Annotated in this window: 15 protein-coding genes, 1 pseudogene and 1 other annotated feature; of the genes and pseudogenes, 4 read left to right on the top strand and 12 right to left on the bottom strand. The window is 42.6% G+C overall.

Features of this window, described 5'->3' with window-relative positions:
• Positions 1-15 precede the first annotated feature (15 nt).
• Positions 16-1590, top strand: a complete 1575-nt coding sequence (locus ABC357_RS03360; protein WP_412886142.1) for a hypothetical protein — start codon at positions 16-18, stop codon at positions 1588-1590.
• A gap of 43 nt (positions 1591-1633) precedes the next feature.
• Here ABC357_RS03360 and ABC357_RS03355 read toward each other — a convergent pair whose 3' ends face one another.
• The 5 genes from ABC357_RS03355 to ABC357_RS03335 all read right to left on the bottom strand — a co-directional run bounded on the left by ABC357_RS03355 (position 1634) and on the right by ABC357_RS03335 (position 12268).
• Positions 1634-2458 carry an ankyrin repeat domain-containing protein gene (locus tag ABC357_RS03355; RefSeq protein ID WP_412886141.1) on the bottom strand — a complete coding sequence of 275 codons (825 nt, stop codon included), beginning with the start codon at positions 2456-2458 and terminating at the stop codon, positions 1634-1636.
• Between the two features lie 74 nt (positions 2459-2532).
• Complete coding sequence (locus ABC357_RS03350) at positions 2533-6048, bottom strand: Ig-like domain-containing protein (RefSeq protein ID WP_412886140.1); 3516 nt, start codon at positions 6046-6048, stop codon at positions 2533-2535.
• 110 nt (positions 6049-6158) lie between these two features.
• Positions 6159-7928, bottom strand: coding sequence for a sensor domain-containing diguanylate cyclase (locus ABC357_RS03345; RefSeq protein ID WP_412886139.1), 1770 nt, complete (start codon positions 7926-7928; stop codon positions 6159-6161).
• A gap of 145 nt (positions 7929-8073) precedes the next feature.
• A complete protein-coding gene (locus ABC357_RS03340) occupies positions 8074-9378 on the bottom strand; it encodes a bifunctional folylpolyglutamate synthase/dihydrofolate synthase (protein WP_412886138.1) in 1305 nt (434 codons plus the stop codon).
• Between the two features lie 238 nt (positions 9379-9616).
• On the bottom strand, positions 9617-12268 hold the full coding sequence (locus tag ABC357_RS03335; protein WP_412888561.1) for a valine--tRNA ligase: 2652 nt from the start codon (positions 12266-12268) through the stop codon (positions 9617-9619).
• 58 nt (positions 12269-12326) lie between these two features.
• Positions 12327-12560: a binding site (T-box leader), on the bottom strand.
• Between the two features lie 241 nt (positions 12561-12801).
• Between ABC357_RS03335 and ABC357_RS03330 the strand changes: the two genes are divergently transcribed.
• Positions 12802-12993: a hypothetical protein gene (locus tag ABC357_RS03330; protein WP_412886137.1), complete on the top strand. Its 192-nt coding sequence runs from the start codon at positions 12802-12804 to the stop codon at positions 12991-12993.
• A 228-nt stretch (positions 12994-13221) separates the two neighbouring features.
• On the opposite strand, the gene ysxE is transcribed toward ABC357_RS03330, so the two are convergent.
• From ysxE to ABC357_RS03300, 6 genes and pseudogenes are all read right to left on the bottom strand, one after another.
• A complete protein-coding gene (gene ysxE, locus ABC357_RS03325; RefSeq protein ID WP_412886136.1) occupies positions 13222-14274 on the bottom strand; it encodes a spore coat protein YsxE in 1053 nt (350 codons plus the stop codon).
• A gap of 40 nt (positions 14275-14314) precedes the next feature.
• A complete protein-coding gene (locus tag ABC357_RS03320) occupies positions 14315-15919 on the bottom strand; it encodes a LysM peptidoglycan-binding domain-containing protein (protein ID WP_412886135.1) in 1605 nt (534 codons plus the stop codon).
• A 315-nt stretch (positions 15920-16234) separates the two neighbouring features.
• Positions 16235-18100 carry an ABC transporter ATP-binding protein gene (locus ABC357_RS03315; RefSeq protein ID WP_412886134.1) on the bottom strand — a complete coding sequence of 622 codons (1866 nt, stop codon included), beginning with the start codon at positions 18098-18100 and terminating at the stop codon, positions 16235-16237.
• Positions 18097-19824: an ABC transporter ATP-binding protein gene (locus tag ABC357_RS03310; RefSeq protein ID WP_412886133.1), complete on the bottom strand. Its 1728-nt coding sequence runs from the start codon at positions 19822-19824 to the stop codon at positions 18097-18099. The genes ABC357_RS03315 and ABC357_RS03310 overlap by 4 nt, the downstream gene beginning before the upstream one ends.
• A gap of 12 nt (positions 19825-19836) precedes the next feature.
• A complete protein-coding gene (locus ABC357_RS03305) occupies positions 19837-20289 on the bottom strand; it encodes a MarR family winged helix-turn-helix transcriptional regulator (protein WP_412886132.1) in 453 nt (150 codons plus the stop codon).
• Positions 20290-20579: 290 nt separating this feature from the next.
• Positions 20580-20993 (bottom strand): annotated as a pseudogene (locus ABC357_RS03300) (YjdF family protein).
• A gap of 250 nt (positions 20994-21243) precedes the next feature.
• On the opposite strand from ABC357_RS03300, the gene ABC357_RS03295 reads away from it, so the two are divergent.
• Positions 21244-22083, top strand: coding sequence for a class I SAM-dependent methyltransferase (locus tag ABC357_RS03295; protein ID WP_412886131.1), 840 nt, complete (start codon positions 21244-21246; stop codon positions 22081-22083).
• 325 nt (positions 22084-22408) lie between these two features.
• The gene (locus tag ABC357_RS03290) at positions 22409-24727 is read left to right on the top strand and encodes a family 10 glycosylhydrolase (RefSeq protein ID WP_412886130.1); all 2319 of its coding nucleotides are present in this window, start codon (positions 22409-22411) and stop codon (positions 24725-24727) included.
• A 71-nt stretch (positions 24728-24798) separates the two neighbouring features.
• On the opposite strand, the gene hemL is transcribed toward ABC357_RS03290, so the two are convergent.
• On the bottom strand, positions 24799-26088 hold the full coding sequence (gene hemL / locus ABC357_RS03285; RefSeq protein ID WP_412886129.1) for a glutamate-1-semialdehyde 2,1-aminomutase: 1290 nt from the start codon (positions 26086-26088) through the stop codon (positions 24799-24801).
• Position 26089 lies beyond the last annotated feature (1 nt).

Raw genomic sequence — 26089 nt, 5'->3', positions numbered from 1 at the left:
AAATGGAGGAATCCCATGAATAAGAATGAAAATGGATCTTCTTTATTAACCGTTTTACTGATGCTTCTCATTTTCACCGTGCTTGGATTGGTCTTATTATCCGTTACAATACAAGGCAGCAAACGCACAGAATATCGTGAAACAGAAATAAAGGAAACGATTGTACATATGACTTCCCTTAAGGAAGCGATCGCCCAAATCAAGAAATTTGTCGATGAACATAATGAACAGCTGAGCGCAAAAACAACCGAGGATAAAGTTCTTGGCGAATTCCTGAAGAAAATGAATGAGGAATATAGTGATTTTTATACAATTACCGATGTTTCCAACCAGCCGCAATTTAATGTGGGAGAGAGCCAGACAAGGGTTCTTTTGGCCAGAAGCAAAAAGGATGCCTTTGAGCAGCTCGTTTATATTACAGCCATGCCCAGCTTCATGAAGTATGCTGTCGGATCGCAAAGCGACCTGTACATCAACGGAGCCGCTTCGATAGATGGAGACATCTATGCCCGAAACAAATTATTTGTTAGCCGTGAGGCCAATTATATGTACAGTGGGGAAAAATTGAGCGTGGCCACCGGCACCCCTTCCCTTTCTGCTGAAAGCACCATTTATCTGGAGGACAATGGTTCGTCACATTATCGGCACTGTACTTCCGGCTGCTATCAGGTGAATGAAAAAACAGAGCTTCCTTTCCTTCTGCAAGCTAGCCATTGGCAGGACAAAAACAAGGCAATACAAGCATTTTCGCCTGATAAAACACCGGTGGTCAATAAAGATCCTTTTGTGGATTTAAAACTGGAACAGTCATTTCTGGATAAATTATCCCAGGCAGGCGCTGATATATCCGGACTGACGGAAGACAGCAGCAAAGAAGAAATCATAGATAAATTAAACGAGGAGACATCCAGCCATCTTATTAAGATAAACAGCTTCTCCGAAATAGCGAAAAAAGGTCCGGGCAATTATTTTTATAATGGTTATGAAAAAGAGGTAGACACCTATATTGATACGGACTCATTGGACATCGGGAAGGATCATTGGCTCATCATTAATGGAAATGCCCACTTCTCGAACGAAATGACGATAAACGGCAATATTTTGGTCACCGGCGACGTATTTTTCGAGGGCTCGCTTACTATTGACTCTGTCATGTATTCCCTTGGCAAGGCAAGTTTTACCAACACGAATATAATCAACCCGCCCACAATGGACCAGTCGCAGCCAACAGGCTTCATTTTGATGGCGAAGGAAGGGCTGCAGCTGGCCATCTATGATAAATTTGCTTCATCCAGTAAAAATAACACCATCAATGGGTTCCTGTATACTGACAGTTCAGCCGATATTTATGGCGTAGGTTCCCTTGTCCGTGTAAACGGGAGCATTTTCGCGAAAAAAGATCTGACTCTTAACGCTTATCGAGGCGAAGCAAGTGAAAACAGCAATCAGATTTTCTTCACACCAAGTTCAGCGGAGAGCGCTTCCCGCTTAAAAGTAAAAAATAATAAACGGCTGTTCATCGGCAAATCAAACGCTTTACCGAAAGTATCCAAATTTGATGTGATTACGGATAATATCATCGAAAAGTAAGGACATAATGAAAGGACGCAGATGGATGTCTGCGCCCCTTCGTTTAGTCTTTATTTCCCTTGATTTTCAAATAATCAATCGTACCCCTATCCCCAAGAATCATTGCCACATCATAGGGTGTCTCGTTGTTTTTGTTCACTTTCGTCAACTGGCGGCTGTCTGCCTGCAACAAGAGACCATATATGTCTGCGCGTTTATTTTCAATCGCTTTTACAAAAGGTGAGTTCCCCTTTTTATCCACTTTATTGATTAGGATAGGCGCTTTCTTTAGAATAAAGGCAACTGTTCCTCTGTCCCCCCGGACAGCTGCACTATGAAGAATTGTTTCCTGTTGTTTATTCACCGCGCGGATATTTGCATGGTGTTTGACCATGAGGGCCACGACGTCTTTATCTCCACGCAGCACAGCATAGTGAAGGGCTGTATTCCCCTGCTGATCTGTTGCTTTTACCCACTCTTTATTGTTTGTTATAAGCCGCTCAAAGACGTTTAACCGCTCCGCAACTTTTTTATCGTCCCAAACGGTTACGTGGATATGGTCCACCATAAGGGCAACAGCTTCCAATACTGTTTTATCCCTTACTTTGGCATGGTTGTCCAACAGGATTGATGCGATTCGGTATTGCTGGTCAGCCAAGGCTTCCTCTAAAGGGTAGATTCCATCTTTCTTTTCATTGGCCAGTTCTTCATTGTTGGCGAGCACTTCTTTTACGTCACCACTATTCCCATTTTGTATCGCAATAAACAATGTTTTTTGCAGCGAGGCTATCTCTTCGTCGCTTGGCCCCCGCATAGAACATATAAGTAACGCCAGAACTGCGGCAATGCCTATTAAAAGCGCCATTCCTTGTTTCACTCTTTTTGTCATAACTCCCCAACTCCCTCGACCACGGAAAGAAAATAGGCTGAATCGGCATTCAAGCCGATTCAGCACCCTTTCAATTAATACAAATCCGTTTCCTCTCTATTTTCGCCTTTTCCGACAACCGTGATTTTAGTATGTGCGGTAAAGGTTGTTTCTTCGGAAACGACAGTTGTGATCATAGTGGTTTCGCCCAGTTTCAATCCTTCTAGTGTTCCGTCATTTAATACAGCAACAAAAAAGCCATTTTTCACTTCAACATTTGTAGAAACAACATCGGAAGCATCTGCCGGCACCAATTCAATCGGCCATTTTATTTTTTCGCCTTTTTCGATCGTGATACTCTCAGGTACTCTAATGCCCTCCAATTTCGAACCTACTGTGACTTTAATGATGTCCTTGATGGTTCGGTCAGGCGAATAAACCACTACTTCGGTTGTTCCTGTCCCTACGCCTTTTATATTCCCTGGCTTTGTGACCTGGACAATACTGTTGTTGGAGGATTCCCAAATTAGGTTCTTTTCAGTGGCATTCGCCGGTTCAATTCTAATAGTGAAATCCGAATAAGAATCTCCTTTTTTGATGTTTATCTCATCAGGAGAAATCATGATTTTGGAAATTAAGACTGGGACTACTGTAATTTTCACCGTTTTTTCGATCATTTTCCCTTCGCTGTTATAACCGAATAAAGTAAGAAGGGTTTCACCCTCCTTCTTGCCTAGTACTTCAAATGAATCTTTATTGAATGAAGCCATTTCCTTGTTGGCAAGTGTATATTCAAGCGTCGGTTTTCCATCGGCAGGATCGGTTGATACCCTTAATTCCTTTTCTTCGCCGACATGGATACGTAAGTCTTCTGCCGTTAGTTTATTAATCGGAATCCGCACCCTTACCGTGGCTTTTTTGGTAAAGACATTTCCGAAATGATCGGTTACCTGCACCTCGATCACCGTTTCCCCTGCTTTTAATGCCCTTCCGGCACCCGTTGCTGGATCCAGCTGTAAAACAGTGCCGCCACTTGCTTCTTTCCATTTGATCTCTTTAATTCCTGCATCGACAGGAAGGAATTTCAAGTCGAGTGAAAAGTTTTTGGCCGAATCTCTGCTGACCACATATTGGTCGGGAAGTTCAATTCCCTTTAACGCTAAATCTGCTACTATGGTCAGTGTATTAAATGGACCTTCCGTCATTTTTCCATTTTTCGCATTGAAGTCCTGGTATTTTATTTTTGAATCATCCAATACAAATGACCCTTTCCGTTCCGGTGTTACAGCTAATCTGAACGTGATTGGATCGGCAACAAAACGATTTCCGCTTCGTTTATACGTAATGGCACCCAAATTATTTGTAACGGTTATGCCTGATTTGCTGTCGCCTTGTATGGCCATGCCGTCAGTGGAATGCGCAAGGACAACATTCAGATCAGACGGCAGATGCTCTTGGAACACTACATTGCTGATCGTTAACGTATCGCCCTGCACATTGCTGACAGCGGAGCCAGTAATGTCTCTTGGAGTGATGGTGTAATCGATGGATACCGGTTTCCCGGTTTCCGTTGGATTTTTCGCATCGGTAGTCCGCTTCACTTCAAGGTTTACGTCCAGTTTCTTCACCTTTACATTCACTATTTTTTCCACTTCAGCACCACTGCTGTCGGTAGCTACAATTTTAATTTCAAGAGATCCACCTTGAGGCAAGTTGTGCTCCAATGATTGGGTTATCGTTGTTCCGCTTGTGACATCATGATTGCTAAAAACTTCTTTGCCGTTAAAATAAACGTTTGTTTTCAATTTTGTATCCTTCAAGTCATAGTCATCAATAATGTAGGATAGGCCGATTGGTTGGTTGGAAGGGATTTCTGCCCCCTCTGCCGGCGCCAATACAGTAATTTCCGGAGCATGGTTGCTTCCTAAAAATGCCCGGTACATCGTATTCACGAATAGTTCCTGTTCCGATTGCGGGAAATTTTTCGGAGTGTGCCCAGTCCCTGAGTACGTAATATTTCCTTTTGAGTACATATAATAATGGTTATAACTATCATTCACATCGCGGTTGCTACCTACAATGTTATACCAAGGAATGACATCTGGATCTTCCAGATTCAATGTATAGTATTGATTATGGGTATTATTCACTTCAAGGTCTTCAGTTAGCTTGAATGGATAATTGGTCACTAAGCCTTCATTCACTCTTTTTGTATTCTTAGAAGTATTAGGAGCCCCATAGCCAAGGTTCGTCCGCGGGTCCATCTGGCCTGTATCCTCTTTAAAATTCTTCACCCAGACATTATTATTTTCATCTTTTTTATTTTGGTCAGAAGATTTATTAAGCTGATCATTGCTTAGGAATACCGTATCATGAGTGAACATAATACTTTGTTTGGACGAGATAAACGTCTTTAGATAATCGGCTGACACCTGCGTTAAAGCAGCGTTCACATTGTAGGAATCGGAAAAACCGAAAATGACCATATCATAGTTTCCGTTAATGATTTTAGCATAGCGGTTATTAAAGTCATTCATTGAAACAGGTGTGATTTGGATGTCATATTCGCCGTTCCTTTTCAGGTAAGACTGATTCATATTATCATTGACTTTTAACGATGAACCACTATCTGAATAAACCTGCAAAACCTTTACAGTGACCATTTTGTCCTTAAAATAGACTCTGCCACTCTCGTAATCTTTCAACCGTGTTGTATTATCGACCAATTCCACTTTCCAGTTGCGGATACCAGAATAGCCTTTCGGAAACGTATAGGATAATGCCAGCGACTGGCCAGCCACTTTTTGTTCGGCCACCACTTCCGAATCAGCGTATTTGTCATTAAAATCCGAATCGATGTACAGTTTTACTGTCATATCCCTGTCTTTTGCATCCGCTGGCTTCAAAATATTGACTGGTATTGAAAGCGTATCGCCGGCTTTATAGGTAGGAGCATTTTCGAGAGTAGGCTTGGATGAATCCGGTATACTCATGCGCGGCCTTTCAGTATGATCACTATAGAAATTTTTCATAAACTGTTTAATTTGATCATTAGTAGTGTAAGTTAATATATTCTTTAGCTTACTGTCTTTATATGCCTCAAAATTGGCTTTCATCTTCCCCTTGCCAATACTGCCCTTATGAATAATAACCATTTGCCCTTTGCTTATATAGTTATCAATAATCTCTTTTGCTTTAAGATTGGTAATATCATTCATCCTTGCGGTCGTATTATGCTCTTTTCCATTTACGCCGTCGGTTGTATAATCCCCCTCCATAATAGCTATGCCATCATACTCTCCATCCAGTTCATTACGCTGTGCGACAAATTTCTTCATAGAAATCGTCTGCACCTCATACGTTTTTTGGAGGATATTATTAGAGTCGATTATTGGTTTTAATTTTGACATCTGTTCTGTTATGTCTTGAGGAATTCTTCCATTTTTCTCAGCTGATTGTTTAGTCTGATCGATTATTTCCAAAATATTGAATTTAGGCATTTCTTCCGCTTTTGCGGGTGTAGGGTATAATTCCTTGAGATCAGGAAGCAAAGGAAACAGCAAAAGCATTATAACGAAAAAGGAAACTCTTTTTACATACTTTTTATCCATAAAAAAAATCACACCTCCATGATCACAATAGAAAAAATCAGACATTTTTCCTATTTATTATACCAAGAAGGTGTGGAAAGTCGTACTATAATTGTTAAGTTTTTCAAATTTTATTTTTCATAGACCGCTACTCGGTTGCGGCCTTCTTTCTTCGCGCCTATATACATGGCACGATCTGCATTGCGCAATAGCGACAAAGAGTCATCCTCTTGGCTGTCAGCAGTTGCAACACCGATGCTCGCTGTGATAGAAACAAAGTTCTCGTGTCCCATGCTCAAGGTTTCTTTGATAGAAAAAGGCGTTTCTTCCACTGCTTTTCTAATCCTTTCCCCTAGGGCAACAGCATCTTCTTCATTTATTCCAGGCAGCAAAACAGCAAATTCCTCTCCGCCATATCTTGTCACTATGCCTCCCGGCCCAACCGTACTCTGTAGCATTGAAGCGAACTGGCACAATATCCGATTGCCGCTTTCATGGCCATACGTATCATTGACGGATTTAAAGTGGTCAAGATCGATCATTAGCATCGACAAGTAGGAGATAGAGCCGGACAGAAGCTGTTCGAACATTTCTTCAGAACTAGTTTTCAGGTACCTGTAGTTATAGACACCTGTCAGTTCGCAATGCTCGCTGATTCGTTTCGTTTCTTCATAGTGGACGGCATTATCTACCGCAATGACCAGATAAGAGGCTAGGATCCCCAATATATTCTGATGGTAGCGCTCGTATATACGTTTCTTATTAGAAGCGACAATAAACACGCCTGCATGCTTGTTATTATGTGTGATCGGGACAACCAACAGGCTTTCAAGGTCCCCAATGATAAATTGCCCGATATCTGACCATTCACTTTTGCGGCCGAAGCGGATCGCTTTATTTTTGGAGAGGGATAATTGGGCAATGCCTGTGAAGTTCGGGCATACACTATCAATTTCATCGCTGCCCTTTTGATAATGCCTTAAGAGCTTCAGTTTTTGGCCCTGTTCTATATTGTATATAAATAAATGTTTCAACGTGAATAGCTCGGAAACCTTATCAACAAACAGATTTAGCACTTTGGCTACTGTCTGCCTTTTCCCCAGTTGTTGGCCGATATCACTTACTTTCTGCAGCTGTTCGTTCAATTTGACCGAAGCTGAATATAATTGCATGATTGCCGCAATGCTTATAAATGGAATGGCCACAATCAAGACCGCAAGGACCTGTACTTCCTGATAGAGGAGAAAGAGGATTACCCCTATAGGAAAAACAACAACAGAAGAGAGGAGCTCCCAAATAAGATCGGCACCGAAAAATCCGCTCCTTTTCTTATGGATGGCCACCAAAATGCAAATAATCAACAATTGATTAATACAAAAATAAGCGATGCCATAAGCGAGGACAGGAAGCACATCTTCCATGCGCGTAATATCAATCGTGCCGTGATTTCCTCCGAAGGCATAATAAACCATTGCACTGCCTATCGAAATGAGAAAAAACATCAGGGAGTTGATCGGGATTCGGTAAAGGTCTTTTTTGCCGATCCTTATTTTAATGAGAAGTGCAATGACCGCAATTTGCGTCAGCAGAATCTCTATAAAAAGGCCGAATATAAGGAATGCAGCCATACTAATTCCCTGGAGGATAAAGAGCGGTGTTTCATTAATGAATATCGGAAATGCAGCTACCACAATCATAAGTAGCATAAATGCCAGAATATCCGGATTCACCCCTTCATAAACAGGCGGGAAAAGCTTATGAATCAGCAAGAGGCCAGCAGGGAATATAGCTAGCCACGCTAATGCAACTGTTTTAAATGTTTTATTTTCAGCAGCCATACTCCATCCTTCCTCTCCTATAACGATATTCAACTGATTATCGGCAATTATTCTGCCATTCATGATCTGCCAGCTAACATGTAACTTTCGTATGACTTTTAGACTATTATCATCCTATTTTTAGATTTTTTAGTCAATTATTTTTTTGTAAAAAGAATAAAAAAAGCATACTCTGCCAGCAAGCAGATGCATGCTTTTTAAAATTATATTAAATGTTCAGGCGTTGGGCAAGGTAAGGTCTTGCGTAATAAAGGAAGTAGAGGGATCCCGTTACTAATAAAACGGTATTCCCATCGGCCATTTCCAAGCCCCGCTCAATCGCTTTATCCCACTCCTTAATCACGATGTGCTCTGTACCCGAGCTATATTTGGACATCGATTCCGCATCCAAGGCCCGATCCATTTCGAATTGAGTAAAGATTATATAATCTGCAACCTGCTTCAGCATGCTTGTCATCATTCTTACATCCTTATCCTTCAAGGCAGCTGTTACCATGATGATTCTTTTGCCTGCAAAACGGCTATGGAGTGTATTGACAAGCGTGCGCATTCCATCCTCATTATGCGATCCATCAACAATCACGTATGGAGAAGACGACAGGACTTCAAGCCGCCCTTTCCAATTGGCATGTGCAAGGCCTCCCCTGATATCTTCTTCCTGAATCCTAAAATCAAACGCATGACGCAGCAGCAAAGCAGCCGTAATCGCTAGAGATGCATTCTCGGTTTGGTGTTTTCCAAGCATGGATAAGTGTACGTCATCCATATGGATTGCCTCCCAGCTGTATGAAAACAACTCTCCATCCGGCAATGGTTCAAGGTTTTCCATATTGAATTCCTCTCCCATAACAAACAGGCGGCTCGATTCTTTCTGTGCTTTTTCCCTGATGACGTCCAATGCGTCAGGATGCTTAGCCCCTGTAATTACATAACTTTCCCTTTTGATAATGCCAGCTTTTTCATAGGCTATTTTTTCAATTGTATCACCAAGTATATTCATATGATCATATGAGACATTTGTAATAATTGAAAATAGAGGGGTAATGACATTCGTAGAGTCCAACCGTCCTCCAAGCCCTGTCTCCATTAATACGATATCCGGACGTTTCTCCACAAAATACATAAGTGCAATGACAGTCAATATTTCAAATTGAGTAGGAAAAAGATTATTTTTCTCCATCTTTTCAATATAGGCTATGACTTGGTTGAATAACCGCAAAAAGTCGGCTTCTTCAATGCAGGTATCGTTTATCATTATCCGTTCCTGGACACTTTCAATATGCGGTGATGTAAATGTCCCGACTTCATAGCCTGCATGTGCCAGAATTTGTTTCAGATCATGCAGTGTTGAGCCTTTTCCGTTGGTACCTGCCAAATGGACAAAACGAATGCTTTGATGGTCGACACCAAGCCCTTCCAAAAGCTCATGCATTCTCTCCAGGCCAAAATTCATCCCAAGCTGTTGTTCTCTTTTTGCCAAATATGTATACATATCATCTATCTTTGTAAGCATAGCCAGTCTCCTCTTTGTTCATTTCCTATCTACTATCATAGTCTATTGCCTGAATGCTGTACAACCATCCAACTTTTCGGAAATAAACGCACCCGCGTTCTTCTCTATATCGTATTGTATTTCGCAAACTATGCTGTTTTTTACAAACAGGAGCTAATCCTCCCGCTATTATTGATTTGGCCTTTCTATAAATAAAACAAAGCGCCCGCCCGGAGGAACCGGTCAGGCGCTGTTGCTATTATGATAATTGCTGAAGCTCCTGAATTCTTCTTAGGACTGCTTCACGCTTTTCACTGTAATCTTTTTCCTTGGCACGCTCTTCTTCTATGACCTTTTCAGGGGCTTTCTTAACGAAGCCTTCATTGCCAAGCTTTTTCTGAACACGTTCTACTTCTTTGTTCAGCTTCTCAACTTCTTTTTCCAGACGTTTGATTTCTTCTTCAACATTAATCAATCCAACGAGCGGAATGACTACCTCTACTCCAGTAATGACAGCTGTCATTGCCTGGCTAGGCTCCTCGACATCTGTACCGATTGTCAATTGTTCAGGATTACAGAAGCGCTCGATATAGCCGCTATTTTCTTTCAGGCTGGCTTCAATCGCTGTATCCTTCGCCTTCAGGATCAGGTTGATTTTTTTGCTCAATGGCGTATTCACCTCTGAACGGATATTCCGTACAGAACGGATAATTTCCACTAGCATCTTCATTTCGTCTGCAGCTTTGCCATCTGACAACTCAGCCTTAACGACAGGCCAAGCAGCCGTGGTAATGGACTCCCCTTTATGCGGCAGGTTTTGCCAGATTTCTTCAGTAATGAAAGGCATGAAAGGATGCAGTAATCTCATTGTGTTATCCAATACATAGGCAAGGATACTGCGGGTTGTTTTCTTGGCCGCTTCATCTTCACCGTATAATGGCAATTTAGCCATTTCAATATACCAGTCACAGAAATCATCCCAGATGAAGTTATATAGTACACGGCCAACTTCACCGAATTCATACTTATCCGCTAATCTTGTCACCGTTTCGATGGTTTCATTCAAACGGGTAAGGATCCATTTATCCGCAACGGATTTTTCACCGCTTAAATCAATTTCTTCATATGTCATGCCATTCATATTCATTAAGGCAAAACGAGACGCATTCCAGATCTTATTTGAGAAATTCCAAATCGATTCTACTTTTTCAATAGAGAATCGCAAATCCTGTCCAGGCGCACTGCCAGTGGATAGGAAGTAGCGCAATGAGTCCGCACCGTATTTATCGATAACTTCCATTGGATCGATTCCATTTCCGAGGGACTTACTCATCTTGCGTCCTTCACTGTCACGGACTAATCCGTGTATCAGCACATCTTTAAACGGGCGTTGGTGAGTAAATTGGCGGCCTTGGAAAATCATCCGCGATACCCAGAAGAAGATGATATCATAGCCGGTTACGAGCGCTGCAGTCGGATAATAGCGTTTGAAATCATCATTATCAGCATCCGGCCAGCCTAGTGTAGAGAAAGGCCATAAAGCAGATGAAAACCATGTATCCAACACATCATTGTCTTGTTTCCAGTTTTCCGGATCTGCCGGCGCCTCTGTGCCTACATACACTTCACCAGTTTCTTTATGGTACCAAGCAGGGATTCTGTGCCCCCACCACAGTTGGCGGGAAATACACCAATCACGGATATTTTCCATCCAGCGCAGGTACGTGTTTTCAAAACGGTCAGGGACAAAGTGGACCTTTTCATCTTCATTTGACTGCAGTGCAATTGCTTCCTCCGCAAGAGGCTTCATTTTAACGAACCATTGTGTAGACAGGTAAGGTTCTACTACTGCACCACTTCGTTCTGAGTGTCCAACCGAGTGCATATGTTCTTCGATTTTGAACAGTACGCCAAGATCCTGAAGATCCTTAACGATTTGCTTACGGCATTCAAAACGGTCCATGCCTTCATACTTGCCGGCGTTTTTATTCATTGTGCCGTCTTCATTCATAACAAGAATGCGTTCCAGGTTGTGGCGATTGCCTACTTCAAAGTCATTAGGGTCATGGGCAGGAGTCATTTTAACGGCACCTGAGCCAAAATCCATCTCCACATAATCATCGGCAACAATCGGAATCTCACGGCCTACGATTGGAAGAATGACACTTTTTCCGATCAAGTGCTTATAGCGCTCGTCTTCTGGATGTACGGCTACTCCGGAATCGCCAAGCATCGTTTCCGGACGCGTTGTTGCGATCTCGATAAAACCAGAACCGTCAGCAAGCGGATATTTCATATGGTAGAAAGCTCCCTGGACATCTTTGTAAATAACTTCGATGTCGGATAGCGCCGTTTTCGTTGACGGGTCCCAGTTAATGATATATTCGCCGCGATAAATAAGGCCTTTATTATAAAGCGTAACGAACACTTCGTTTACCGCTTTGGACAGCCCTTCATCCAATGTGAACCGTTCACGTGAATAATCAAGGCCTAATCCTAATTTAGCCCATTGTTCACGGATATGGCCCGCATATTCATCTTTCCACTTCCATGTTTCCTTCAAGAAGTTTTCACGTCCAAGATCATAACGGCTCTTGCCTTCATTGCGCAGCTTCTCTTCAACTTTCGCCTGTGTCGCAATACCGGCATGGTCCATTCCTGGAAGCCATAGCACATCATAGCCCTGCATGCGTTTCATCCGGGTTAGGATATCCTGAAGAGTTGTATCCCAAGCATGGCCCAAGTGAAGTTTCCCCGTTACGTTCGGCGGTGGAATAACAATTGTATACGGCTCCTTGCTGTCATCGCTTTGCGCTTTAAAAAATCCGCCTTCAAGCCACCAATCATAGCGGCCTTTTTCAATGCTTTGTGGATCATACTTTGTCGGCATTGATAGTTGGTTATCTTCCATCATTTTTTCCTCCCAAAAATCAGATACTTTTGAACAAATAAAAAAACTCTCTTCCTGTAAAAAGGACGAAGAGAGTCAGTTCGCGGTACCACCTTTATTCCAATCAGGCTGTATCAAGGCATGATTGGCGCTTAATCAGTTAACGGCTCTGCACCGGCTTTTACTACTCCATTGTTCGTAAAAGCAGCTCACGGGCTACTTCTGTGCGCTCTTGCTTAAAAAGCCTCCCAGCTAATGGCTTTTCTCTCTTAAAGCAGAAATCGTACGTACTCCTCCCGATCATCGCTATTCCATTTATTTAATTAACCTTATAGTACAGAAAAACATAATCTGTAGTCAATCATTGTTTCCCATTTTTCATAATTTATTCTGCTATTAAGAAAAGGGTGTAGACTCCTTCACATAACATGCCTTTCACCCATAGACTATTGCAAGATATCCAATTATCCCCTTCTTATAGTATGCATGGTTTTTATACATGAAGGAACACCCTTCTATTCTTGAATGAATCCATAAGAAAGAGTGAGTTTGATATGCGAAAAAGATATAATCCTTATAATAAGCCGCCATGGCTGCTGAATGTCCGCGCAGTTTGTTGCCAATTCATCGTACCGATTTGTATATTCCAGGCAGTGCGCACCTTTTTCTTCCCGACCGTATTCGACATCTTCCTCCTCCTCGTACTAGTAGCCGCAGCCTTCAGCCTAAAATTCAATATATTTTAACACGAAAAGCGGAGAGCGCCTGTTTAGACCCGACAAGCTTAAGACGGGGCACTGACAAAGGCTGCCCTTCGCCTTTGACAGTGGCTTGGCTTAAGACCTCGAGGGGCTGGCGCTCGCAGCTGGACAATGCGAAAAGCGGAGAGCCATCGTTTAGCGGCGTATAGACTGGAGCCTTTTTTCCACGAAGAAAAAGAACATGGTCCGTGCGCCATGCTCTTTTTCTTCGTGTCAGGATGATTGACTTTGTTCTGCAGCCTGTTTTGCTGCCTTTTTTTGCGCCTCCCTTTCTTCTATTTTCATCACCATGTATTCAATATTTTTCAATTGCCAATAATTGCGCTGCAGAAGGGACACATAGGCCATTTCCGATTTTGCATCATACTTCTTCTGATGGTATATTTCCACCGTTTGCAAAAAGGAAGTCGGATAGGCAAGGTAACTGGTGAATAGCATCATTTCTTCTTCCCTCATCGGATAATACTTGTAATAATGATACAGCCATTCTACGCATTCATCGCATTTTACGGGGTAGGTCTGGCAATATCTCGTGAAAAAAGGCAATAAATCAAAATGGGCAGGGGCCGGCATGGCATTCTCGAAATTGATGAAATAGCCGGCTCCCCTTTCATTTAACAGAAAATGCTTGATGGACAATTTCCCATGGACGACGACAGTCCTCGCTTTCTCATCATCTTTGGTCTTTTCATACCATTCATCCAGCTTTTTACTTGAAAAGGATAGGGCTTGGGAAACATCGAAGTAATAGGAACAAAACATTAATTCAAAGGGGGACATATACCATTTCCGTTCCGCCCGCTCCAGAAATTCCTGTAAGAATTGCTGTTGCTGCTTCCACGAGTCCTTTGTCTTTTCGTAGTGTGCTTCCCTTTCCTCCGCATCAACCTTGATATCTTTTACAGTCAATGTGTGCATCCTGGCCAATTCCCTGAACATTTGCTTATGCTTCTCGTTCCGTTCTCCGCTTTCATCGTTGTTCATCCACGGCATGAGGTAGTAAAGTCTTTTGTCGTACAAGACCCCATAACGGCCATCATGTGTCGTATAAATAGGGACCACCCGATTATATCCTCGTTGATAGAGTCTTTGAACATGCTTAATGAAGTCCATACTATGCTCGGGAGGGATGCTTTTTAAAGCATACACCCCATGATTGCTATAGATTTTGTGAATGCGTCCGATTGCTTCTGAATAGAGGACACGAAGCTGATAATGACTCATAATATCCTCAATATGTTTTGGAATCTCTTCGCTCCGTTCCATTCTATCCCCTCGCTTTCATGGCATAGCCCGATTCACCGATCTACTTATGGACCGTTTTTTTCGGAATATATAAAACCTGCCCTTCTTGGATGTCCTCTTCTTCTTTCATATTATTGCAGGCGATAATATCATATTTATTCAAGGAGTATCTGCTGGCGACATCCGTTAACGTTTCCCCATTCTGGACTATGCACACACGGAGCCGTGCCTGTGTCTGCGTTTCTTTTTTCGCAAAAAAATCGGTAAGGCTCACAGATTTTTTGGCTGTCTCGACAGTTGTCTGCGAAGACGATTCAGGCTGGGCGCCTACCCGATCGATCGGTTCCTCGAGCGGTGATTCCGGGCGTGAAGAAAATGTCGGTTCAACCCCTTTTCTGGCTCCAGATGATTCATAGATTTGGTCTTCCCTGCTTGATGCTGGTGGCGGAGGTCCATTGAACGAACTTTCTATCCTCTCATGGATGGCTTGCTTTTCTTTTTGTTCCAATAAGGCATGGATACTTTCCAAAGGAGACTCATATATGCTGCTTTCTTCCTTCCGCTCCGCAATTGATGGCGCTTCAGCATCCCCACTTTCAATAAAAGCAGAAGGGGCATATATTTGGTGATGGGATTGGGATTCAGTGGCTGTTAATTCTTCTTTTCTCTCCGAAGAAATGGTCTCTATTTCTTCAAACACGCTTTCTTTCTGATAGCTGGAAGAATCCGCTCTTCCTTCCATTTCTGAAAATGCCGGAAATGGAATATCCAACAGTTGGCTTTCATCTTCCCTTGTGAAATTAGGCATTGGAATATCTTCATATTGAGAAGAAATATCGGAAGAATGATTCCAATCGTAGCTTTCTGGCAATCGAGCAGATTCAACCAGCCCGGATTCACCCAGCAGTTCTCGTTCCGCTTCAACCTTGCCCTCTTCTATCTCTTCTTCCGTCTCCTCTTCTTTCCGTATGAATTCTGGAACTTGTATGTTTTTGCCTTGTATAGGTTCACTCATTTCTTCTTTATCATCTTCAGGAATTGCATAGGCTTCCACCGTAAAAGATTCATACTCACCATTTCCGTCCTCTTCCATTCTGCTTGCACTTTCCTCTTGGGTGAATTGGATAGAAATCGGTTGAATGGCATCATACTCTTCTTCTTCCATATCCTGCAATGGCTGCTCTTCCGTATAATCCGTTTGAACAAGTGCATCGTCCCGTTCACCGTCATAAATGCCTGTTATGACGAGTTCTGCCATTAATTTCAGGCAGTTCTTCTCCGGCAGATGATAATCAAATGAGGCTATATCAACTTCAACAGCGTGGCGGTTATCGACTCTGCTCGAAGGGATGGAAATATCCACCGGAAAATGATGCTGGAATACGAATACGCCATCGTCTTCACGCCTCATGACTCCATGCACCGTATGCTGCTGCAGGTCCTGCACCTCTCCCGTTTCCTGGTTCCACACCTGGCTTTCCCTGTTTCCGCCATACTCCCCCGTCACTTGCAAGGATCCTTCTATCACTATATATTGATTCCGCTCTGATATCGTCACCTCGGGTTCAATCGCTAAAGAATACAATTCTTGAACCTCTTGGCCTTTCCGGAACCAAATCGACTCTTCCAAGGCAAATCGCAAGCATGATTGATTTTGATTCGACAAACCCTTTCCTCCTCTCTATCACTGCACGAAAACAGTAACTATCCATACCATTTTATGAAGCAGCCTATACGTTTAGTACAAAAAGGGAACAATCGGAAATATCCGTTTTTCCACACTTTTGAATATCAGACCGAGCTTACGGTTATCTTAGTCACAACAAAAAAGATGGAGCTGGGACAAAAGTATATCTAATAAAGAAAAATCCGGACGATAATATGAAATCCTTAATAGAGTTCCATATTAGTCCGGATTTTTTCAGTTTTTGAATCACTTCATGTAAAATGATCCGTTTATAGTTATTCTCGTCTACTTCCTTTACGCTAAACGCTTGGAGGAAAATTGGCTATTATATAAGTCGGCGTAAAAGCCGCCCTGCTCCAGTAGTTCCTCATGATTGCCCTGTTCGATTACACTGCCTTCATTCATGACCAAGATTAAATCAGCATCCTGGATAGTGGAAAGGCGATGGGCTATAACAAAGCTGGTTCTTCCTTCCATCAATACATTCATTGCCTTTTGAATCGACATCTCCGTCCTTGTATCCACAGAACTTGTTGCTTCATCCAGGATTAGTATAGACGGATTGGCCAAAATGGCCCGAGCAATGGTCAATAATTGTTTTTGCCCTTGTGAAATATTCGTCGCATCTTCATTCAAGACGGTATCATAGCCTTCGGGCAATGTCCGGATAAAATGGTCGGCATGCGCTGCCTTAGAGGCTTGAAATACTTCTTCATCACTTGCCCCAGAACGGCCATACGCTATATTTTCTTTGATGGTGCCGTTGAATAGCCATGTATCCTGAAGCACCATACCGAACATGCTGCGCAAATCACTGCGTTTCATTTTAGTGATATCCACTCCATCAATTAGGATTGAACCCGAATTGATCTCATAAAAACGCATCAACAAATTGATCAAAGTCGTTTTCCCAGCGCCTGTCGGACCGACAATGGCGATCATTTGGCCGGGCTTTACCGATATATTCATATCATGAATAAGCATTTCGTCTTTTTTATAGCCGAATGAAACATGCTTAAATTCCACTTCGCCTCTTGGATCCATAATCTTAACCGGCGCTTTTTCTTCTGGCACTTCTTCCGGTTGGTCCAATAATTCAAAGACACGTTCTGCCGAAGCAACAGTTGATTGAATAATATTCATGATATTCGCTGTTTGGGTGATAGGCTGCGAAAATTGGCGTGCATATTGGATAAATGCCTGTATATCACCGACAGTGATCGCTTTTTGCGTGACCATAATGCCACCGACCACACTAATCAAAACGTAACCGATATTGTTAACGAACGACATGAGCGGCATTATAATGCCTGATATGAATTGCGCTTTCCAGCCGGATTCATACAATTCTTCATTGATGGCATCAAATTTCCGCTTCGCTTTTTCTTCATGGCCAAAAGCTTTTACTATCTCATGGCCTGTATACATTTCCTCGACATGGCCGCTCAGCTGGCCTAATGTTCTTTGCTGGCCCATAAAGTGGCGTTGCGACCTCTTGGCTACCACACCTGCAACAACAGCGCTTAATGGCAATGTCAGCAATAAAATAAGTGTCATCACAGGGGATATAGTGAGCATCATAACAATAACCCCGACCAACGTAACGACAGAGGTAATGATTTGCGTCAGACTTTGCTGTAGAGTAGTTGAAATATTATCCACATCATTGATGACTCTGCTTAGAGTCTCACCATGGGTGGTTGAATCAAAATAATTCAAAGGCAGCCGGTTGATTTTGGCATCGGCTTCTTTTCTTAACGTATAGACAGTTCGCTGTGCCACTCCTGCCATGACAAACTGCTGAATGAAACTGAAAAGCGAACTGAGTACATATAGGCCAGCCAACAGAATTAAAATATTGGCAATATAACCAAAATCAATCGATGCACCGGGTGCGCCGGACATTTTCATACCAATGCCCTCAAAGATTTTCGTAGTGGCTTTCCCTAGTAACTTCGGTGATAAAATGGTAAATATAGTGCTCAGGATTGCTGCTATGAATACGGTCAGCAATCTGATTTTATGGGGAGCCAAGTAGCGGATCAAACGCTTCAGCGTCCCTTTGAAATCCTTCGCTTTCTTTGCTGGCATTCCGCCTTTGCCATGGCCGTGTCCCATGCCCCCTGGTGCTTTATTCGGCATTTTTTCATGCTTACTCATGCAATCTCCTCCTCTGATAACTGAGAAGATACGATTTCTTTATAAACATCGCAGGAATCCATCAATTGTTTATGAGTCCCTATGCCAGCCACTTTTCCTTGATCCAGTACAATAATCCGATCTGCATCCATAGTCGTACTGACACGTTGTGCAACGATGAACATGGTAGATTCTTTCGTTTCGCTTTTTAGTGCTGCCCTCAGCTTGGCATCGGTCTTAAAATCCAATGCAGAGAAACTGTCATCGAATAAATAGATTTCCGGTTTCCTTACCAATGCCCTCGCAATCGATAATCGTTGCTTTTGACCACCGGATACATTTGTCCCTCCTTGGGATATGTCAGAGTCGAAACCATCTTTCATAGCAGAAATAAAGTTGGTCGCTTGCGCAATATCCGCCGCATGCTTCACATCTTCCATTGATGCTGCTTCATTGCCAAATCGGATATTCTCTGCAACGGTTCCCGTGAACAAGACCGCCTTTTGCGGAACAAGCCCCATTTTTGCCCGTAAATCATTCAGTGTGTACTGGTTGCTTTCCACTCCGTCTATTTCGATGCTTCCCCCTTCAATTTCATAGAAACGGGGAATCAACTTGATGAGCGTAGATTTACCGGAGCCTGTACCTCCAATGATAGCTGTCACTTCACCAGGCTTGGCACTGAATGAAATATCCGTTAATGCCGGCGCCTCTGCACCTGGGTATCTGAACGTAACGTTTTTGAATTCCACATAGCCTTTCTTAACAGCGTTGATATCCATTTTCTCTGTCTCTTTGATGACAGGGCTCATTTCCAACACCTCATTTATACGGTCTGCTGATGCGGAAGCACGGGGAATCAGTACAAACATCATAGAAAGCATGACCATAGAAAACATAATCTGCATAGCATATTGGAGCAATGCCATTAGGTCGCCGACCTGCATATTGCCATGATCTATTCGGATTGCCCCGAACCAAACGATTGCTATACTTGTTATATTCATAATGAACATCATCGCCGGCATCATCACTGCCATGATCTTATTAACTTTAATCGAAATATCCGTCAAGTCGCCATTTGCTAAATCAAACCGCTTCTTTTCATAATCAATGGTATTGAATGAACGGATAACACGTACACCAGTCAAATTTTCACGAAGAACTCTATTCACCTGGTCCAATTTAACCTGAACCTTTTTGAAAAGAGGCATCCCTTTTTTGACAACGAACAACACGACAGCAAACAAAATCGGTACAGCAATTAAAATCACTACTGATATTTTGCTGTCTCTTGAAAAAGCCATAATAATACCGCCGATCGCCATCATCGGTGCAGTCACCATAACGCGAAGCAATAAGTTCAAGACCATCTGTACCTGAGTGATATCATTGGTTGTTCTAGTAATGAGGGAAGCTGTACCCACTTGATCAAATTCCTGAAGCGAAAAAGCTTCTACATGAGAGAAAACATTCCCCCTTAATCTCTTTCCGAACGACATTGATACTTTTGCGGAATAATAGCTGGCAGCAATCGCACAAATGGCTCCCAGTGCGGCAACTGCAAGCATGAAGCCGCCAATTTTCCATATATACGGTATATCTTCCTGCACTACTCCTTTATCAATAATATCCGCCATTAATGTCGGCAAATATAAGTCTGATAGAGACTGCAGAAACACTAATATCAAGACAGCTAAGATTATCCACACGAATGGGCGCAGCTGCCGGAATAGTTTTATCATAAAGCGCCTCCTCTATAGTTTTCTTTGATTAAAAAAGGCAAAAACCTTATTCATCAGTTCTGTCAATTGTCGGCTGTCCTTTTCCCCCAAATAGCCAACCAGTTCCTCAAAGACCGCCGCTATACGCTGCCTCCCCTGGTCTGCTGCTTTTATTCCTTCATCGGTCAGCGAAACAAGCATGGAACGCCGGTCCCGTTCTGACATTTGCCGCATGAGCAGACCATCCTTCTCCAGTTTATTCAGAAGCTGGGTTACGGAAGAAGGGGAAATATGCAATATTCGGCTTAATTCAGCGGCTTTTACATCTTTGCCTCTGTGCCGGTTCACTTCAAATATGCTGATTAGTAGCCTCATCTCACTCGGATTATGGTCATCAACTGCACTTCTCTGCCAATTCAGCTTATGGAATTGCATAAAAGCCAAAATCAATTCTGCAGTGCTTGACCTTTCTATTTCTTCATTCAATGAGTTCACCCCGCTTTGCGTACAAATTACTTAAGTTACTTAATAATTAAGTAACTTAAGTATAAAAATTTCTTTTATAAAAGTCAAATTCCTCTCAATCTTCAGATAAAAACCCTTCATGACAAAGAAGGGCAAAAGGATTATAACGTTAAAGTATGTGTAATATGCTCTCTCCAAGATACCTTTATTCATCCGGCAAAGCCATTGCATACGTTTATTCCTTAGAATGTTTAAAAAGGATCCTATCAGGCAGGATCCTTTTTCCGTTTACATATTTCGGCATCATCCATTCAATGCCCGCGATGTTTCTTCTTTCTTTTCTCCATTTTTTTCTGCCATATAAAGGCCTTATGCTCTTCTTTCTTGGCCTTTGAATTCGTTTTTATCCACTCTTTTCGGGCAGCCATTGACTCCTTTACAATTTCCTGCGATTTTGTGCTGATCCCCTTCTTTTTCATTTCCTTGGCAGCCTCACGTGCAGCCCTCTTAGGATTATTTCTGCTCTTTTTCTTTATATCAGATACAACATCGACCGGAATCGTCCTGTCCATACAAGACTGCAGGCGATCGTGTACAAAAAGCAGGATTTCTTCATTGCTCGGTTCCACGCCGAACAGATGGCGATGGACCATTCATTTGCCATCTGCAGTCCATTCTAAAATGCCAACCCAAAATTGGCCATCGTAATACACTGTCAGCTTCATGCAAACAGCCCCCTCTTTATGAATATATCAAGTGCCGGACATCCCGAGGGGGAAGGTTACTGATATGAAGAATCCTCCATATGCCTGGACTACCAACCAGACTGTGTTTTTACACTCATTACTATTATACTGCCGAATAACAATTTTTGGCACTCTGATAAACAAGCAATACTATATCATTCAAAACATTCAAACAAATGATAAAATGGAATATACTACTATATTTCCAGATAACTAGGAGGAGACATTCATGGATAAAGCAATTATAGACTATATAGTAAACTGTATGATTCATGGAGAGGATACAAGCATTCAAGAGATTCAAACAGAGCACAGGCTCAAACTGGCACATTACTGGGGGATCAAAAAAGGAAGCAGGATTTTGGAAATTGGTTGCGGGCAGGGAGACATGACAGCCGTGCTTGCATACGCCGCCGGGAAAGATGGCTTTATCCATGCAGTCGATATCGCATCACCCGCCTATGGGGCCCCATTTACATTGGGGGAAGCATCAACTTATTTAAAGGATTCTCCATTAGGGAAGACCATTCAATTTTCGTATAATCTCGACTTACTATCGCCGGACGTCCAATTCGAGAAGAATGAATTCGATTATATTATTTTTTCCCATTGCTCTTGGTATTTTTCATCTCCGGAAGAATTACAGAAACTTTTCCACAGGACACGGAGTTGGGGAGCTTCCTTATGCTTTGCGGAATGGGACAGTCGAATAATGGATATAGAGCAAATGCCCCATCTTATGGCGGCCCTTATCCAGGCGCAATATGAATGCTGGAAGGAAGAAAGCCAATCTAATATCAGGACGCTATTTACACCCAATGACATTAGGAACCTCATTGGGCAAGCAGGCTGGGAAATAGAAAGAGACAGCCAAATCTATTCCCCGATGCTGCAGGATGCTAAGTGGGAAGTGGATTTTGTTCTTTCAGAATACGAAAATGAATTGAAACAGATTACTGGCTTACCGTTAAAGGCGGAACGATTACTGCGATCGCAAATAGATCTATTGATGCAATCAAGCAAAACTAGCATAAAGCCTATGTCCGCGTATGTTTGCAAGGCATATTGAACAGAGACTCTATCCGGCAAGGTATCTGGATATAAATGGTTACTTCTATTTGTATGATGTTTTGATATACTAATAGATGGTGTTTAATTTTTTGGAAAATAATGAAAAACATAAATCATTCTTTTTTCATTATTTTTCAGTCAACAATCATTACATAGTTAAAGAAGGTGTTTCATAAGAAAAAGGGAATGTTGAATCTAGTTAATGCCGCCTTCAGCCATATTGAACCAATAGGAGCGGTCTTTTGATCGTGAACCATCTATTGGAACTAAAAAGATATATGTTTTGTAATATATCAATCTGCAAAGGGGAGTTATACAAGAGAATGAAAAGAAAAATGATTGTTAAAATGGTAATGGCACTTGCCATGGCCATCAGTTTATTCGTTGGTGTTATGCCCTTCCAAGGCAAAGCGGCAGGAAATGCCCAACCCAAAAATGAAATGCGCGCTGCCTGGATTGCGACCGTTTCAAATATCGATTTGAAAGCCGGTATGACAAAAGCACAGTACACATCATGGGCACAAACTACTTTGGACAAGCTGAAAGCGCAAAAATTCAACGCTGCCATTTTCCAGGTAAAGCCGACGAATGATGCTTTATATCCGTCTAAATTAGCTCCATGGTCTTCCTATATAACCGGAAAGGCACAAGGCACCAACCCTGGTTATGATCCTTTAGCGATTATGGTCGATGAAGCGCATAAACGGGGCATGGAATTGCATGCCTGGATCAATCCTTATCGGGTCACTATGCCAGGTAAGCCATTAACAAGCCTTTCGGCCACTAATGTTGCGCGGACCCATCCAAGCTGGGTAGTGAAATACGGCAGCCAATACTATTTGAACCCTGGCCTTCCTGAAGTTCAGGATTACCTAGTTTCTACTGTAAAAGAACTGACAGCCAATTATGATATAGATGCCGTCCATATGGATGATTATTTTTATCCTTACCCTATTTCCGGACAAGCCTTCCCTGATAGTGCAGCCTACAAAAAATATGGCACAGCATTCAAAAATGTGAAGGATTGGCGCCGTGACAATGTCAATCAGCTGATCAAGAAACTGTATACTTCAATCAAAAACACGAAATCACATGTGCAGTTCGGCATTTCGCCTTTCGGTGTGTGGAGAAACAAATCCGTTGATTCTACGGGAAGCAATACAAAAGCATTGAGCAACTATGATGATCTTTATGCAGATACAAGACAATGGATCAAAGCGGGAACTATTGACTATATTGCTCCGCAAGTCTATTGGTCAAGAAGCAGTACGGCGGCCAATTATTCCATTCTGTTAGATTGGTGGAGCAAGGAAGTCCAAACGTATGCAAAAGTGCACCCAGTCAATTTATATATCGGCATGGCAGATTACAAGGTTGGCAAGGATACCGATAAGGCCTGGAGCAATAAAGCGGAACTCCCGAACCAGGTCATTGCAAACAGAAATAACCAAATAGCCCTTGGCCAGATGCATTTTTCTCTAAAAGACATTCAGGCTAATCGATTAAGCTATGCCACCGCTCTTACACAGCAACTATACAATTACACAGCCGTTACGCCTGGCGTACCTTGGAAAAATACTGCTCAGCCTGCTATCCCCACTTCCGTACAAGTAACAAAGGATGCTTCAGGGATGAAGCTGACGATTAAAGACCAAAACAGCATACAGGCCAGAAAATATATTATCTATCGATATGAAGCAACTACCGGGGGATCTCGGCAAAATCCCGCCAATATAGTAGATGTAGTCTACAATACAAACGGCAATACCGTTTTTGCCGATAAAACTGCATCGGCAAGCAAAAACTATACGTATGAGGTTACCTCTGTTTCTGCCACTGGTGTTGAAAGCACTCAAGCCTTTGCCGTTAAATATGGGATTGCCACTGATAAACCTACAGATAAGCCAATTGACAAGCCAGGTACCGAGCCATCTGTTTTTTCTGATCTCTCAACTAGTTACCGGGCATATCAAGAAATTGCTTATTTAGCCCAAGGGAATATCGTAACTGGGGATTTAAACGGCAATTTCAATCCTGACCGGCAAGTAAACAGAGCTGAAGCCGCTGCAATGATCGGGCGCACGTTAAATCTGGATGGAGCGAAGAGAACCACCATCTTTAAGGACGTCGGCTCGAATTCATTTGCTTCCGGTTATATCCAATCTGCTGTGGACAAAAAAATCCTTTCCGGATACAGTGACGGAACATTTAAACCCGATGCTAGCGTAACACGAGGGGAAATGGCCCTTATGATCAGCAGAGCGTTTGATTATAGCTACGGCAATTCTGCATCCGGTGCAGCCCAAGCACTGAAATCGAGAGGAATTGCACAAGGATTAAAAGACGGTTCATTCGGTTCTGGTTTAAACATCATCCGTGCTGATTATGCTGTCTTCCTGGCCAGAGCCATTGACTACAGCCTCCGCATCGACAGCCCGGCCATTTCATTTGTGGGAGAAATGGCGGTCAGTACCGATTCGCTGCCATTCAGAAAAGGGCCTTCTGTCTCTTATGGACAAATAGGCCTTCTGAAAAAGAATGACCAAGTAACAATCGGCTATCAAGTAGGGAACTGGACACTCATTAAAACAACTTCGAATGAAATCGGCTTTGTTCCGACATCTTCGCTGACAGCGAACTAAAGCTGGTTGATATTAAACGTATCAACAAAAAACCAGAAGAGAGTTTACTCTTCTGGTTTTTTTACACCTTTTTATTTCTTCAGTACAGAAAAAGCATGCTCTGCAGCGGCAATGGTCTTTTCAATATCTTCATCGCTATGTGCAGCAGACAGGAATAAACCTTCAAACTGAGAGGGCGGCAAGAAAATGCCTTGATTAGCCATCTCACGGTAATATTGGCTGAAAAAGTCAAGATCCGATGTTTTGGCACTATCATAATCGACCACATGTTCATTTGTAAAGAACAGGCCAATCATGCTTCCTGCACGATTGAAGGTATGGGGAATTTCATACTTTTTAGCTGCTTCACTGATTCCCTTCTCTAGCATGTCGCCTTTTCGCTTGAATTCTTTATACGTATTTTCATTCAATAGGCTTAACGTCATAAATCCGCCCGTCATGGCAAGTGGATTACCGGATAATGTCCCAGCTTGGTAGATGGTTCCGCTTGGCGCCACATGTTTCATGATTTCTTCTTTTCCGCCGAATACACCGACAGGAAGTCCTCCGCCCACTACTTTTCCGAGGCATGTTAAGTCAGGATCAATTCCGAAGTAGCCGCTTGCACAATGGTAATCGACACGGAAACCCGTCATAACTTCATCGAATATCAATAATGACCCATATTGCTTTGTCACATCGCGCAACCCTTGAAGGAATCCCGGAAGCGGAGGGACAACACCCATATTGCCGGCAACTGGTTCAACGATGACACAGGCAAGATCCTCGCCATATTGCTGAAATGCCATTTTGACTGCTTCAAGATCATTATAAGGAACCGTTATCGTATTCTTGGCTACACTTTCAGGCACCCCTGGGCTATCCGGCAACCCCAATGTAGCGACACCGGAACCTGCCTTAATCAGCAATGAATCTCCATGGCCATGATAAGACCCTTCAAATTTCAAAATTTTATTTCTGCCTGTATAGCCTCTTGCTAAACGCAATGCGCTCATCGTTGCTTCAGTACCAGAAGAAACCATGCGGACTATCTCAAGAGAAGGAACTCGTTCTATGATTAGCTTGGCTAATTGATTCTCGAGTAAAGTCGGCGCACCGAAGCTTGTCCCGCTTTCCACTACTTTTTTCAAAGCCTCCACCACTTCAGGATGAGAGTGCCCTAAAATCAGCGGTCCCCAAGATAACACATAATCAATGTATTCATTGCCATCAATATCATAAATTTTCGATCCTTGGCCGCGTTCCATAAAAATGGGATCCATATCGACCGAGCGGAAAGCGCGGACCGGGCTATTTACGCCGCCAGGCATTAACTTCAAAGCTTCCTGAAAAGCTTGTTTGGATTTTTCATAACTGCGCATA

The sequence above is a fragment of the Bacillus kalamii genome (assembly GCF_047238185.1).
GTDB lineage: Bacteria > Bacillota > Bacilli > Bacillales > DSM-1321 > Bacillus_AD.
The sequence above is the reverse complement of the archived record's forward strand: the minus strand, read 5'-3'. Positions and strand labels throughout refer to the sequence as shown.